This is a genomic window from Paenibacillus faecalis, assembly GCF_900289175.1.
GTDB lineage: Bacteria > Bacillota > Bacilli > Paenibacillales > Paenibacillaceae > Paenibacillus_AQ > Paenibacillus_AQ faecalis.
The window spans coordinates 2,557,027-2,570,502 of record NZ_LT985747.1 but is presented as its reverse complement, the minus strand read 5'-3'; the positions used below and the strand labels follow the sequence as shown (position 1 = coordinate 2,570,502).

Annotated in this window: 11 protein-coding genes; all 11 read left to right on the top strand. The window is 46.9% G+C overall.

Annotation, left to right across the window (positions count from 1 at the left end):
• On the top strand, positions 1-1,856 hold a 1,856-nt coding region (locus C8268_RS12130), incomplete at its 5' end, for a dynamin family protein (RefSeq protein WP_199794842.1).
• Positions 1,857-2,334: 478 nt separating this feature from the next.
• Entirely contained in the window at positions 2,335-4,107 is a 1,773-nt protein-coding gene (locus C8268_RS12125) for an ABC transporter ATP-binding protein (protein ID WP_106767897.1), read from the top strand.
• Positions 4,108-4,109: 2 nt separating this feature from the next.
• Positions 4,110-5,975 (top strand): ABC transporter ATP-binding protein, encoded by a 1,866-nt coding sequence (locus C8268_RS12120; protein WP_106767896.1) that lies wholly within the window; start codon positions 4,110-4,112, stop codon positions 5,973-5,975.
• Between the two features lie 135 nt (positions 5,976-6,110).
• On the top strand, positions 6,111-6,566 hold the full coding sequence (locus tag C8268_RS12115; RefSeq protein ID WP_234032781.1) for a GNAT family N-acetyltransferase: 456 nt from the start codon (positions 6,111-6,113) through the stop codon (positions 6,564-6,566).
• A 287-nt stretch (positions 6,567-6,853) separates the two neighbouring features.
• A complete protein-coding gene (locus C8268_RS12110; protein ID WP_106767894.1) occupies positions 6,854-7,966 on the top strand; it encodes an amidohydrolase/deacetylase family metallohydrolase in 1,113 nt (370 codons plus the stop codon).
• Entirely contained in the window at positions 7,932-9,035 is a 1,104-nt protein-coding gene (locus tag C8268_RS12105) for a DgaE family pyridoxal phosphate-dependent ammonia lyase (RefSeq protein WP_106767893.1), read from the top strand. The genes C8268_RS12110 and C8268_RS12105 overlap by 35 nt, the downstream gene beginning before the upstream one ends.
• Position 9,036: 1 nt before the next feature.
• Positions 9,037-9,792 (top strand): 2-dehydro-3-deoxy-phosphogluconate aldolase, encoded by a 756-nt coding sequence (gene dagF, locus C8268_RS12100; protein ID WP_106767892.1) that lies wholly within the window; start codon positions 9,037-9,039, stop codon positions 9,790-9,792.
• Complete coding sequence (locus C8268_RS12095; RefSeq protein WP_106767891.1) at positions 9,785-10,801, top strand: sugar kinase; 1,017 nt, start codon at positions 9,785-9,787, stop codon at positions 10,799-10,801. The genes dagF and C8268_RS12095 overlap by 8 nt, the downstream gene beginning before the upstream one ends.
• Positions 10,802-10,810: 9 nt before the next feature.
• Positions 10,811-11,524: a GntR family transcriptional regulator gene (locus C8268_RS12090; protein ID WP_106767890.1), complete on the top strand. Its 714-nt coding sequence runs from the start codon at positions 10,811-10,813 to the stop codon at positions 11,522-11,524.
• Between the two features lie 182 nt (positions 11,525-11,706).
• The gene (locus C8268_RS12085) at positions 11,707-12,408 is read left to right on the top strand and encodes a CAP domain-containing protein (RefSeq protein WP_106767889.1); all 702 of its coding nucleotides are present in this window, start codon (positions 11,707-11,709) and stop codon (positions 12,406-12,408) included.
• Positions 12,409-12,596: 188 nt separating this feature from the next.
• Complete coding sequence (locus tag C8268_RS12080; RefSeq protein ID WP_106767888.1) at positions 12,597-13,469, top strand: GDSL-type esterase/lipase family protein; 873 nt, start codon at positions 12,597-12,599, stop codon at positions 13,467-13,469.
• The last annotated feature ends 7 nt before the right edge of the window (positions 13,470-13,476 follow it).

Sequence of the window (13,476 nt, the reverse complement as noted above, 5' to 3'; positions counted from 1 at the left end):
CTGCGCTGCTGGCGCCGTATCCCGCGCTGGCCTCGCCCGCGCGGGATCTGACCGCCCGCGCCGATGCGCTCGCGGGCGGCTCGTTCACCCTGGCGCTGTTCGGGGCGTTCAGCGCCGGCAAATCATCCTTCGCCAACGCGCTGCTCGGCGAATCGGTGTTGCCGGTATCACCGCATCCGACGACAGCGGCGGTGAACCGGATCGTTGCGCCGACAGAAAAGTTTCCGCACGGCACTGCCGCTGTACGTATGAAAACAAAAGAGAGCTGGTGGGATGATCTTACCTATTCCTTCAGTGTACTCGGGTTACCGGAGCCGGATGAGGGAAATTGGCGAAAGATTGCCGAAGATATTACACCAGAGGGTGTTCATCCCGCCGGGCTTCCGCATTATGGCTTCCTGAAAGCAGCTGCTGCCGGATGGGATGAAATGAACGGAAAGCTCGGAATGACACAGCTCGCCGATATGGAGCAATACCGCGGCTTTGTCGCTGATGAGACGAAGTCCTGTTATGTAGATGGGATCGATCTGTATTACAGCTGCCCGCTCACCGAGCAGGGAATTGTTCTCGTCGATACGCCGGGAGCCGACTCTCTTCACGCTCGTCACACGGGAGTCACGTTCAGCTATATTAAAAACGCAGATGCGATTGTATATGTGACGTATTATAATCATGCCTTTTCAAAGGCAGACAGACAGTTTTTGTCTCAGCTGGGCCGGGTCAAGGACAGCTTTGCACTTGATAAAATGTTTTTTATCGTGAATGCGGCCGATCTGGCGTCCTCTTCTGAAGAACTGGATGAAGTTGTTGCTCACGTTCGAAGCAATCTGATCAGAAATGGAGTGGTCAATCCGCATATATTCCCTGTGTCCAGCCAGCAGGCTCTAAAAGGCAAGATCAGCGGGGATGGAGACGAGCTTGAACAGTCCGGCTTTGTGTCGTTTGAAAGCTCGCTCGATCGATTCGCCCTGGAGGATTTGCCGGGGTTATCGCTGCGGGCGGGACACGATGAAATCATATCGGCAAGACGCCGGATTGAAGGCTGGGCTGAACTGGCAGAGCAGGATAAGGATACGCGCGGCCAGCGAATCAAGGAACTGGAATCAGCTTCAGAAAAGGCGCAAGAGCTAATCCAGGCTCTAAAAACAGCAGATCTGTCACGCGAAATTGCACAGGAATGCAAAGAACTGCTCTTTCATGTCCGTCAGCGGCTGGATTTTGCGCTGGGAAGATTCTTTCAGGAAGCTTTTCATCCTTCCGTGCTGAGAGAAGATGCCGGAAACCTGAAGTCCGTATTTTCTGCATGCGGCCGGGATTTGGAACGTTCGCTGTCTGTGGAATTGGATCAGGAGTTTTGGGCTACGACTTTGCGCCTTGAACACAAAGGCCGTCATCTCGCTCAGGAAACGGTTCAGCGTACCTTACAAGAAATCAGCCATCTGACGGAAGGGCTGAACCTTTCTTTAAGCCAGGACCGAGAGTTAGCGGCACCGAAGCTGGAAGAGACCGATCTGGTGCTGGCAGGAGGATGGCTGTCCTACTGGTCTTTCTTCAAAAACCCGAAGCATTTTTTTGAAGGAACCGGAAGCCAAAAGCTGCGTGAAGCAGCCGAGCCGAAAGTAAAGGAAGCGGCAGCTGTCGTCATCAAGCAGTGCGAAGCTCTCTTTGAGAAGCACTATGCCGAAGAGATTCGGCAATCATTAGTCATGTATTCAGATGCACTTCAGGAGCAGCTTGAAGAATCGGTTAACGCGATGATTATGTCTCTGCAGGATGGACAATCGCCAGAAATGTGGCGCAAGCTTGCGGATCAGCTTGTACAGCTGGAACAGAAGCAGTCGTATGGCTTGAACTAAAAAACAGGTTTTCGTTTAATCTTTTTATAAACGGATGGTCAAAAGCAAGAGTGAGCGACCGGGGACAATTCCTCGAACAGCTCGCTCTTTTTTTGAAAACAAGGAAGTATAAGTTTCTTCTTGTATACTTGTCCAGTTGATCGAATGGACCAAGATTGTCCAGCGTCATAGTTGGTGAATTCATCCAGGTATAACCTGGACTCTTTTAACAATTAAAGTCATAAAACCGGGCGAAAAAAACTAAAAAATGGGTTATTTTTCGTGATCTGATATGAAAAAAAGAAGTCGTTTTCATAATGTCAGAATTAACGAGAATTCATGACGATTTAATCATGAACCTATGAAAAGTTGCACTAAATGACCAGTTAAGGACGCATGGGCTGAATTCTGACGTTTTATTCTCTTTGCCGCGTTTACAGGTCGGTGATAAACTTCTTAAATGCTACATAACTGTTCGAAAATTTAGGGGAGGAAAAAAATGAATGTTCTCAGGCAACTGCAGGGCTTTTTCTGGGAGAAACGGATCTATCTTTTCGTATCCATTCTGTTTTTGGCGATGGCGACCGCACTTGGCCTCGTCTACCCGCACCTGCTACAGCGGCTGATTGATGATGCAATCAGGCCCGGAAATTTTAGTCTTGTACCGCAACTGGCTCTAACGGTTGTAGGGGTCGTTACACTTAAAGCTTGTTTTCAGTTTTTACACGGATTTTTCGGGGGGCGGTTAGGTAACTTTCTAGCTTATAAAATGCGGAATGCCTGTTATGAAAAGCTGCAGTTTCTGTCTTTTCGTTATTATGACACTGCCCGTACAGGCGACTTGATGTCCCGGTTAACGGGGGACCTTGAAGCGATCCGGCAATTTATCGGCTTTGGTTTCGCCCAAATCTTAAACGTATTTCTGATGGTCGCCTTCGGTGGGGCGATGATGTTTTCCATCAGCTGGAAGCTGACACTGGTTACATTTGTGAGCATGCCGTTTCTCGTTTTTACTGCTTTAAAGTTTGAATCCAAAATTCATCCAGCTTTCCAGGAAATGCGGCTTGCGCTCAGCGCGCTTACGACGTCGGTTCAAGAGAATATTACCGGTGTACGTACGGTTAAGTCATTCGCGCGTGAACCGTATGAGGTTGATAAATTTTCCGAACGCAATGAGCGTTATAAATCCAATCAAATCTTTGCTTCAACTTTATGGGCTCGCTTTTTCCCGCTGATGGAGCTGTTTGCCAACATCTGTATTGTCATTTTGCTGGTGGCAGGCGGGGTCATGGTGATCAATGGGGAGTTGTCACTGGGTCAATTAGTCGCTTTCTTCAGTTTGATCTGGTATATTATCGGACCGATGTGGAGCATTGGATTCCACATTAATAACTACACGCAATCGAAAGCATCCGGAGAGCGTGTGCTGGAGCTGCTGAACCAGCCAATTGATGTTGAGGATAAAGAGGATGCGATTACGCTGGACCCGGCTAAAGTGAAGGGGCATGTCGTTTTTGACAGTGTTACTTTCGCATATGGCAATAAAATGGCTGCGGTGAAAGATATCAATCTGAATGCGCCGCCGGGGACGGTTATCGGTTTACTAGGCGGTACGGGTTCTGGAAAATCGACGATCATTCAGCTGCTGATGCATGCTTATAATGTGAATTCTGGCAGTATTACACTCGATGGCATCAATATTAAAGATATTAAAATCCGCAGCTTGCGCAGTCAGATTGCAACGGTGTTTCAGGAGACGTTCCTGTTCTCATCGAGCATTCGTAACAACATTTCATACGGTATGAAGAATGTGACGATGGATGATATTATCCGGGCTGCAAAGCTGGCAAAAGCGCATGATTTCATCATGGAGATGGAGCATGGCTATGATACGATTGTCGGTGAGCGCGGAATGGGACTTTCCGGGGGGCAGAAGCAGCGGATTGCGATCGCGCGGGCACTTCTGGTCGATCCGAAAATACTCATCCTGGACGATGCAACCAGTGCGGTCGATATGGAGACCGAGCATGAAATTCAGTCCGGTTTTCAGGAGGTTATGGAGGGTCGAACGACGTTTATTATCGCTCATCGGATCTCTTCATTAAGACATGCGGATGAAATTCTTGTCCTGGATGAAGGGCGAGTGGTGCAGCGCGGTAAACATGATGATCTGATCAAAGTCGAAGGTCCTTACCAAGAAGTGTACAAAATTCAATATGCGGACCTGATTGCCCGCCGTACTGCTTCGGGCAACGAAGAAGGGCAGGTGTAGGCATGAGTGCAGAATTAAATATAGAGCGAAGTCCCAAGCATAAATCTTCTCAGACGGGGAAAGATGCGGGGGCTGCGGGTGAGCGCTTTGTGTATCAGGATGACGATGCGATTGAGAAGCCGTTTAACTGGAAACAGCTGACCCGGCTCATCTCTTATATGAAGCCATATGCAAAACAAATGGTGCCGCTGGTCATCGTTCTTATGCTTATCGGTACCATAACGAAGCTAGCTGTTCCATATTTGACAGGTTCGGCGATCGACAAAGCGATCGCGCCGGAATCCGGTAGTCCGAATGTCCAGCTGCTGTACAAAATTACGATTGCTGCTTTGGTGCTTTATATTATTCAATACATTACGGGGATTTTCCGAATTAAATATACGAACATCATCGGTCAGCGAGTGATTTATGACCTGCGGACAGATCTGTTCCGCCACATTCAGCGCTTGTCTTTCAACTTTTTTGACAAGCGTCCGGCCGGTTCCGTTTTGGTTCGGGTCACGAATGATGTCAATTCACTTCAGGATTTGTTTACAAACGGTGTAGTTAACCTGCTGATTGACTGTGTGCAGCTTGTCGGGATCGTCATTATACTACTTGCAATCAACTGGAAGCTGGGCCTTGCGGTTATTGTAACGGTGCCGATTATGTTCTTCATTTCCACCGCCTTGCGGGTTCGAATTCGCAGAGCGTGGCAGGACGTTCGGATGAAGAACTCCCGGATTAACTCGCACTTGAATGAGTCCATTCAAGGCATTCGGGTAACCCAGGCTTATACGCAGGAAGAAGAAAACATGAAATTCTTCGACCAAATGAACCTTGACAGCAAAAAATCCTGGGACAAAGCGTCTGCAATGAACCAGGCCTTTGGTCCATTGATTGAGATTACGGGCGGAGTCGGTACGCTTATCTTGTTCTGGCTCGGTTCGACGCTGATCAAAAACGATGAACTGACCATCGGTCTTCTGATCGCTTTCTCCAACTATGTCGGAAACTTCTGGGAGCCGATCAACCGATTGGGCATGATGTATAACCAGCTTCTCGTAGCGATGGCTTCCTCCGAACGAATTTTTGAATTCATCGATGAAAAGCCAAGTATCAGTAATGCATCTGAAGCGAAAGATCTGCCGGAAATTCAAGGCAATATCAAACTGAAAGATGTTGTATTTGAATACGAGCCAGGCCGTCAGGCGCTCAAAGGAATCAATCTGGACGTAAAAGCCGGGCAGTCTATTGCATTGGTCGGCCATACCGGGTCGGGTAAGAGTACGATCATTAATCTGCTTAGTCGATTCTATGATATAACCGACGGGGAGATTACGATTGACGGTTACGATATCCGAAAGGTAACCGTGGAAAGTTTGCGCAAGCAGATTGGTATTGTTCTTCAAGATACCTTTATTTTCTCAGGGACGATTCGCGACAATATCCGCTTCGGCCGCCTGGATGCAACAAATGAAGAAATCGAAGCTGTTGCCAAGGCGGTGGATGCTCATGAGTTTATTATGAATATGCCTGGCGGATATGATACGGAGGTTGAAGAGCGCGGTAATATGCTGTCTATGGGACAAAGGCAGCTGCTCTCTTTCGCCAGAGCACTCCTTGCCGATCCACGGATTCTTATCCTGGATGAAGCGACCGCGTCCATTGATACGGAGACTGAGCTTAAAATCCAGGATGCGTTAAAGGTTCTATTGAAGGGTCGTACATCCTTCATTGTCGCCCACCGATTGTCCACGATTCGCCATGCGGATCATATTGTTGTCCTGGACCACGGGCGAGTGATTGAAGAAGGAAATCATGAACAGCTCATGAAATTAAAGGGAACCTATTATGGATTAATTGAAGCACAATACAAGTTTTTGTAAATGTCGGGAGAAGAAACCTGACGGATCAGGCATAAAATTGTCGCTTTTGTACTTGCAATATTTAATAGAAACGCCCAAAATAGATTAGTGGAGAATGATATCATAGAAGAAGGGAAGCATGAGGGTATAATGAGCATGGAAAGCGTCTTATCTGCGCCTGCATTGCTGGTTCGAACATTTGAGAAGAAAGATTTGGAATCTGTCACCTCTTTGATGCGTGAGTTAAATTATCCGACTACGCTGAATGTGATGGGTGAACGGATGGAGATGATGGCATCTAGCCCGATTCACTGCAACATGATTGCGGAGCTTGAAGGCAGGGTAGTTGGTATGGTGATGCTTCGTCAAATCAAATCTTTGATAAGGCATGAACCGGTCACTCAAATCACTTCGTTGATTGTAACCTCAAGCTGCCGCAACCAAGGAATCGGCAAACGTTTGGTACGCGATGCAGAAGCATGGGGAAAGCAGCAGGGAAGTCACCTCTTGTTTCTTAAAAGCGGCAATCCGGAAGAATTAGATCCGGCACATGCATTTTTTGAACATATCGGCTTTGAAAAAGCGGGCTACAAGCTTGTAAAACAGCTGTAAACACCTCTTTTTCTCCAGCCCGCTCTTTTGTGTACAGCAGAGAGCGGGCTTTTCTTTTTTGGGGACGGATTATGTGATCAGCAATGACATGAAACGATGCTCGGGATGGATTCGTGATCGTTTTTGTCTTATTGCAGACAAGGGAATGTCTTGGGTCTATGACCATGTAGCAGGGCATTCTCTTTTTTGGTGAAATTTTTTAAACATTATAATGTTTCGATTTACAACAGTTCACTCTCATGCTATCGTAAACATTATAACGTTATAATTTATAGAAGGTGAGGATATTGAATGAAAAGCTCGTATTGCGCCATGTAAAATGCGTGAGCGGAGAAGAGATCGATATTGAGATCGAGAACGGCATCATTGTTGGCCTCCCTTCTGATGGAGAGGGGCGCGGAGAACGGATCATTGAAGGCTCTGGCGCTTATGTATCGAGCGGCTGGATTGATATGCACGTTCATGCTTTCCCTGAATTTGATCCGTATGGTGATGAGATCGATGAGATTGGAGTCAAACAGGGTGTGACCACGATCGTGGATGCCGGAAGCTGCGGTGCAGACCGAATTTCTGAGCTGGCTGTATCGAGAGAGCAGGCAAGAACACGTTTGTATGCCTTTTTGAACATCTCGCGCATCGGTTTAACTCGAATCGATGAATTATGCAATCTCGATTGGATTGACCGGGAATTAGTCAGACAGTCGGTCCTTACGTACAGCGATTTCATCGTAGGCTTGAAAGCGCGGATCAGCAGAAGTGTCGTTGGAGCAAACGGTATAGCACCGCTTCGCCTCGCTCGGCAGCTCTCTGTTGAGACAAAAATGCCCCTCATGGTTCATATCGGATCAGGACCTCCTGATATACGAGAGGTAATTGCTCTTTTAGAGCGAAATGATGTAGTTACACACTATCTTAACGGAAAGAAGAACAATCTGTTTGATGATAGCGGCAAACCGCTTCAGGAGTTCATCGATGCGATTAACAGAGGGGTGCACCTGGATGTTGGTCACGGTACAGCGAGCTTTTCCTTTAAAACAGCAGAAGCAGCTAAGCGGCATGGGATCGGTCTGCATACGATCAGCACGGATATTTACCGAGGAAATCGTTTAAATGGTCCGGTGTATAGTATGGCAAGTGTGCTCTCCAAATTTCTTTATTTAGGATATTCTCTTGAAGAAGTCATAGACGCTGTTACTATTCATGCTGCAGCTTGGCTTGGGAAGCCAGAGCTTGGCCGCATCCAAATCGGTGACCGTGCCAATCTAACGCTGTTTACAGTAAATAACAGAACCGTCGAGCTGATGGATTCAGAAGGAGAGCGCAGAGCAGCGAATCAAGTTATTGAAGCCAAGGGAGTGATCATGGGTGGAGAATTCATTGAATGCGAAGTATGGTCTTAAGCGGGTGATTAATGCCAGCGGGCGCATGAGTATTCTTGGGGTGTCTGCTCCGACGAACACTGTGATGGAGGCGATGAAGCAGGGCGGACAAAGCTATGTTGAAATAGCCGATCTGATTAATAAATCAGGCGATTACATAGCCCGTATTCTTGGCTCGGAGGCCGCTGTAGTTGTTAACTCTGCATCGAGCGGTATAGCTCTGTCTGTCGCCGCGATCGTAACGAAAGGGAACAGGCGATTGAGCGAACGTCTTCATCAGGAGGATATTTACAAAAACGAGGTTATTATTTTAAAAGGGCATAACGTGCAGTATGGTGCTCCTATTGAAACGATGGTGTATTTGGGTGGAGGGAAGCTGGTAGAGGTCGGTTATGCCAACGAAGGTCGGGCAGAACATATTGAAGACGCCGTATCGGACAAAACAGCTGCCATCCTTTATGTGAAATCACACCATGCCGTTCAAAAAAATATGATCTCGGTCGAAGAGGCGTGGGAGGTTGCACAGCGTAAAGGAGTTCCATTGATTGTGGATGCAGCCGCAGAGGAGGATCTTCAAAAATATGTGAAATACGCTGATCTTGCTATTTATAGCGGTTCAAAAGCGATTGAAGGTCCGACATCGGGAATCGTTGGCGGAAAACGGACTTATATAGAATGGTTAAAGGTGCAGCTCCATGGAATTGGACGAAGCATGAAGGTTGGCAAAGAATCTTACTTCGGCCTTCTGCAAGCCCTTGATGAATATGTTGTCAAAAAAGATACGAGCGAGCAGGAAAAAGCGGAGCTCCAGAAGCTGATGCCATTAAATGAGATATCCGGTGTACAAATAACGATTGTTCAGGATGAGGCTGGCCGGGCTATTTATCGCGCAAGGGTTCAGATTGATCCGGCAAAGACGGGAACGACCGCCAAAGAGGTTGCGAGCAAGCTGCAAAGCGGTGACGTCGCTGTTTACACACGTGATTATGGAGTAAGACAAGGGTATTTCGATATCGACCCGCGTTCGCTTATGGGCGATGATATTGATGTGATCCAATCTAGAATACGCGAATTAACAGGAGGAAAGTAATATGTCGCATATATCCAAGCGCTTTTATAGAGATCGTGTTTCCCTAAACGTACTGACCAAAGGCTTAGATAACGCTAAAGATATTTTTGAAGCGGCTGACGGTTTTGTGCTGGTAGGTGTATTGTCCAAGGATTATGCTTCTGTGGAAGAAGCGGTAGCTGCCATGAAAATGTACGGTAAGGAAATTGAAGAGGCTGTTTCAATCGGGCTTGGAGGCGGTGACAATCGTCAGGCGGCCATGGTAGCGGAAATTGCCAAGCATTATCCGGGCAGTCATATTAATCAGGTATTTACTGCTGTAGGCGCAACGCGCGCTAACCTGGGGAATCAGGATAGCTGGATTAACAGTCTGGTATCCCCTTCCGGGCGACCAGGGTATGTAAATATTTCAACGGGTCCGCACAGCGCAGCACAGAGTGAGCATGCCGTAGTACCGATCAAATCGGCTATCGCTCTTGTTCGTGATATGGGTGGTAATGCCCTTAAATTTTTCCCGATGAAGGGATTGAGCTGTGAGGATGAATTCCGTGCGGTCGCTAAAGCTTGTGCTGAGGAAGGGTTTGCACTGGAGCCTACTGGCGGACTGGATAAACAAAACTTTGAACCTATTTTACGGATCGCTCTGGAAGCTGGTGTGCCTAAAATCATTCCGCATGTATATAGTTCCATTATGGACTCGGAAACAGGGAAGACCAACATCGAAGATGTTCGCGAGCTGGTTGCTATCATGAAAAAGTTGGCGGATCACTATGCCTAAAACAATCGCGGCATTCGGAGAAGTCATGATGCGGCTCCAGGTTCCCGGTTATGACTTGCTGTCGCAGAGCAATACATTGAACTATTCGTTCTCCGGTACTGGGGTAAATGTTGCTTCCGCATTAGCGAGGTTCGGGCATACAGCATATCTGGTTTCCCGACTTCCGGATAATCCGCTTGGGGATGCCGCCGCGGCATATTTGAGAAAGCTGGGAATCGAGTCCTCATTGATCCATCGCGGTGGAAAATATTTAGGCATGTATTTTCTGGAGAACGGCTTCGGGGCACGGCCGAGCCGGGTGACGTATAGCAATCGTCTGGAGAGCAGCTTCAACACCGCTTCGTCCAGTGTGTATCATTATGATGATATTGCATCCCGGATTGATGTCGTCCATTTCTGCGGAATTACGCTAGCTATGAATGATGGTGTACGCGAGCATATGAAGTCTTTGGCACGTGCTGTTAAACATCGCGGCGGCCGCGTTATTTTTGATTGCAACTATCGACCTTCTCTTTGGGGTGAGGATGGTTATGTGAAGGCTAAACCGCATTATGAAGAGATGCTACACTTATCTGACCTTGTTATCATGAATGAGAAAGACGCTCTTTATACGCTCGGGATGGTGACAGACAAAACAAAGCGGGAAGATCAGCTCATAGAATTGATTCCGGCTGTTTCGAAGCGGTACTCCATTGAAGTGATTGCGGGAACGCATCGCAGCATCAACAGCGATAATACGCATTCGTTGCGCGGCTTTTTATTTAAAGAGGGAGCTTTTAGTTTCTCTGATCAGCTGACGTTTTCCGTTTATGATAGAATAGGTGCTGGAGATGCCTTTGCCAGCGGGATCATTCATGGTGAACTGGAGGGCTTTTCTTCAGAAAAGACAGTACAATTTGCAGCGGCAGCCGGTATGCTGGCCCATACCGTGTCCGGGGATACTCCAATGGCATCGGAAGCGGAGATACTCCGGGCGATGACTGAAGCTGTGGGCGATGTAGAAAGGTAGTGGACAGTGGTGAGCTTATCCCGTAAAGATAGGCCCTTATATTTGCAGATCAAAAATATAATCAAAGATCGTATTCTCTATGGCGTATATCCGTTAGGAACGAATATACCTTCTGAGCCTCAGCTGGAGAAGGAATTTGGTGTAAGCAAAATTACGGTCAGAGGCGCTATTCAAGAGCTGGTTCAGGAAGGTTATCTGGAGAAGGGAAGCGGGAAAGGGACCAAGGTGATTCGAATTACCTCCACCTCCAAACTATCCAGATGGAAACGATTCACGGAGATTTTGGTTGAAGAGGGGCATCAGATTAAAAAGCAATGGCTGAATGCGGAAATGGTAAGGAATGAAGCAGGTACCGAGCCGTATTCGTTATTTGGCGAGAACTGCTTGAAGCTGGAGCGTGTCTATTTACTGGATGATGTTCCTTATATTTATTACACGCATTATTTAATGAATAGCATCGGTGATGTCAAACTGTCCGATTTAAATGACCAATCCCTGTATGGTTTATTGGAGGAACAAGACATCTCGCTGGATAAACTGCGTGATGAATTCGATGTTGCTGCTCCGCCGGAGCATATCGCATCCATGCTTCAGATGAGCGCAGGAAAACCTGTGCTGAAGAGAGCACGTTATTCCTATGATGAGCAGGGAAATATAAGAGAGTTCAGTATTGGTTATTACAATACAGAGCTTCAAAACTATGTAGTGAATTACGAGATGTAATCAAGAAAGCCATAGGCTATCTTCCAACACGTCTACTTCTGTTGGGGGATAGCTTTTTTGGCGTTGTTCGCATATTTTTTTCCAACATTTGTGGGGTGGATTCGGATAACAGATATGTTACACTGTGTTCGTGGTTGATTACAAAAATGTAACTATTTTAGACAAAGGAGATGCTTGGGTAGATGAAGAAACCGATGATTAAGAAACTCGTTAGCGGTGGTATCGCAGCCGTCTTGTCCGTAGGTATTATGCTTCCTGCATCCGCGTCTGCAGCTGCACCCGCTTCAACAGAAAATTCACAGGGTTGGCAACAAAAGATCCAGCAGTTTTTGGAGAGTCAAGGATGGAAAGGTTCTTTTAACTGTGTAGTTTCGAAGCCGGAAGCTAAACCACAATCTGAAACATCCAAACCGGAGGTAGAAAAGCCATCAGCTTCTACAGCAGCTCCATCGACGAATCCGGTTGAGCCGACCCAGCCATCAAAGCCGTCAGAACCTGCAAATGCATCCGATAAATCCACGTTTGCGAGCCAGGTTGTCACGCTTGTGAATAAGGAACGTGAAAAAGCCGGATTGAAACCTTTGACTGTTCACGAAGGGCTTACGAAAATGGCAGTAGACAAGGCAAAAGATATGAATGATAACAAATATTTTGATCATAATTCTCCAACGTATGGTTCTCCATTTGATATGATGAAGCAGTATGGTATTTCTTACAGCTACGCTGGTGAGAACATCGCCATGGGTCAACGTACACCGGAAGAAGTTATGAACTCTTGGATGAACAGTGAAGGTCACCGTCAAAACATCCTGTCTCCGAACTTTACGATGATCGGTGTCGGGTACTATAACGGATATTGGGTACAGGAATTTATCAGTCAGTAATCATTCATAATTTTTTTTGAAACAGGGGGGGCAATCCCTCCTGTTTTTTGTTGTTTTCTTCATATTTGGAGCCTGTCTCATTTGCAAATTTCACATAGAAGATTTATGTTTATGTACATATAGTTATGGAATTGGCCGAAATACTATAGTAGAACTGACATCCATCATTTAGCCGGGGAGGGCTCTTCTTGATCTCTTCAAAATGGATATGGCGGATTACCGCATCGGTTTCTGTCATTTTTACGATTGTTTTTCTTGTTGGATTTATTTATGCCATACAGGATATTACTTCGCCTGAAGCTTCAGCATCTTCGGATATAGCGCCCGTTCCGGCTGAACATGAAGGTAACGCATCCGCGAATAAGCCCGAAACCCCACCGGAGGAGGATGCTGAATCCGAGGCTCTTCCGCCTTTGCCGGAACAATTGAAAGTGACCGCCATCGGAGATTCTCTTGCCAAAGGGACGGGTGATCATACCGGGAGCGGGTTTGTTCGCAGGAGCATTCAAATATTGAATGATAAACAGCGCCCAAGCGAACTGCTTAACAACCTTGCGATCAACGGGATGACCACAGAGGCGCTTTTGCCAAAGCTGGAGGAGAGGGGCATACAGTATTCCCTCAAGCAGTCTGACCTTATTTTCTTGTCTATTGGCGGCAACGATTTGTTTCGAGGTAGCGACTTGATGAAGAATGCCCAAGCAGGAGAAGTTGAGCTGAATCCGGAGCAATTAAAAGAGGTTTTACCAGAGGCAACGGAAAATTTGAAGCAGATTTTAGAGAGAATCCGGGAGATTAATCCGAAGGCAAGAGTGATCCTGATCGGTCTGTATCATCCTTTTGCGGATATGGAGGAACTGCTCGTTCCCGGAAATATCGCCGTTTCAGCCTGGAACCATGCCGCACAGCAGATTGTGAACATGGACTCGAATATGATGTTGATCCCGACGTTTGATCTGTTTCAAGGAAAGCTCGATGTTTATTTATCTTCTGATCATTTTCATCCAAACGGCGAAGGTTATCAGGCCATTGCTGAACGGATTGTGCAGGGTATTCTCTAATGGGATG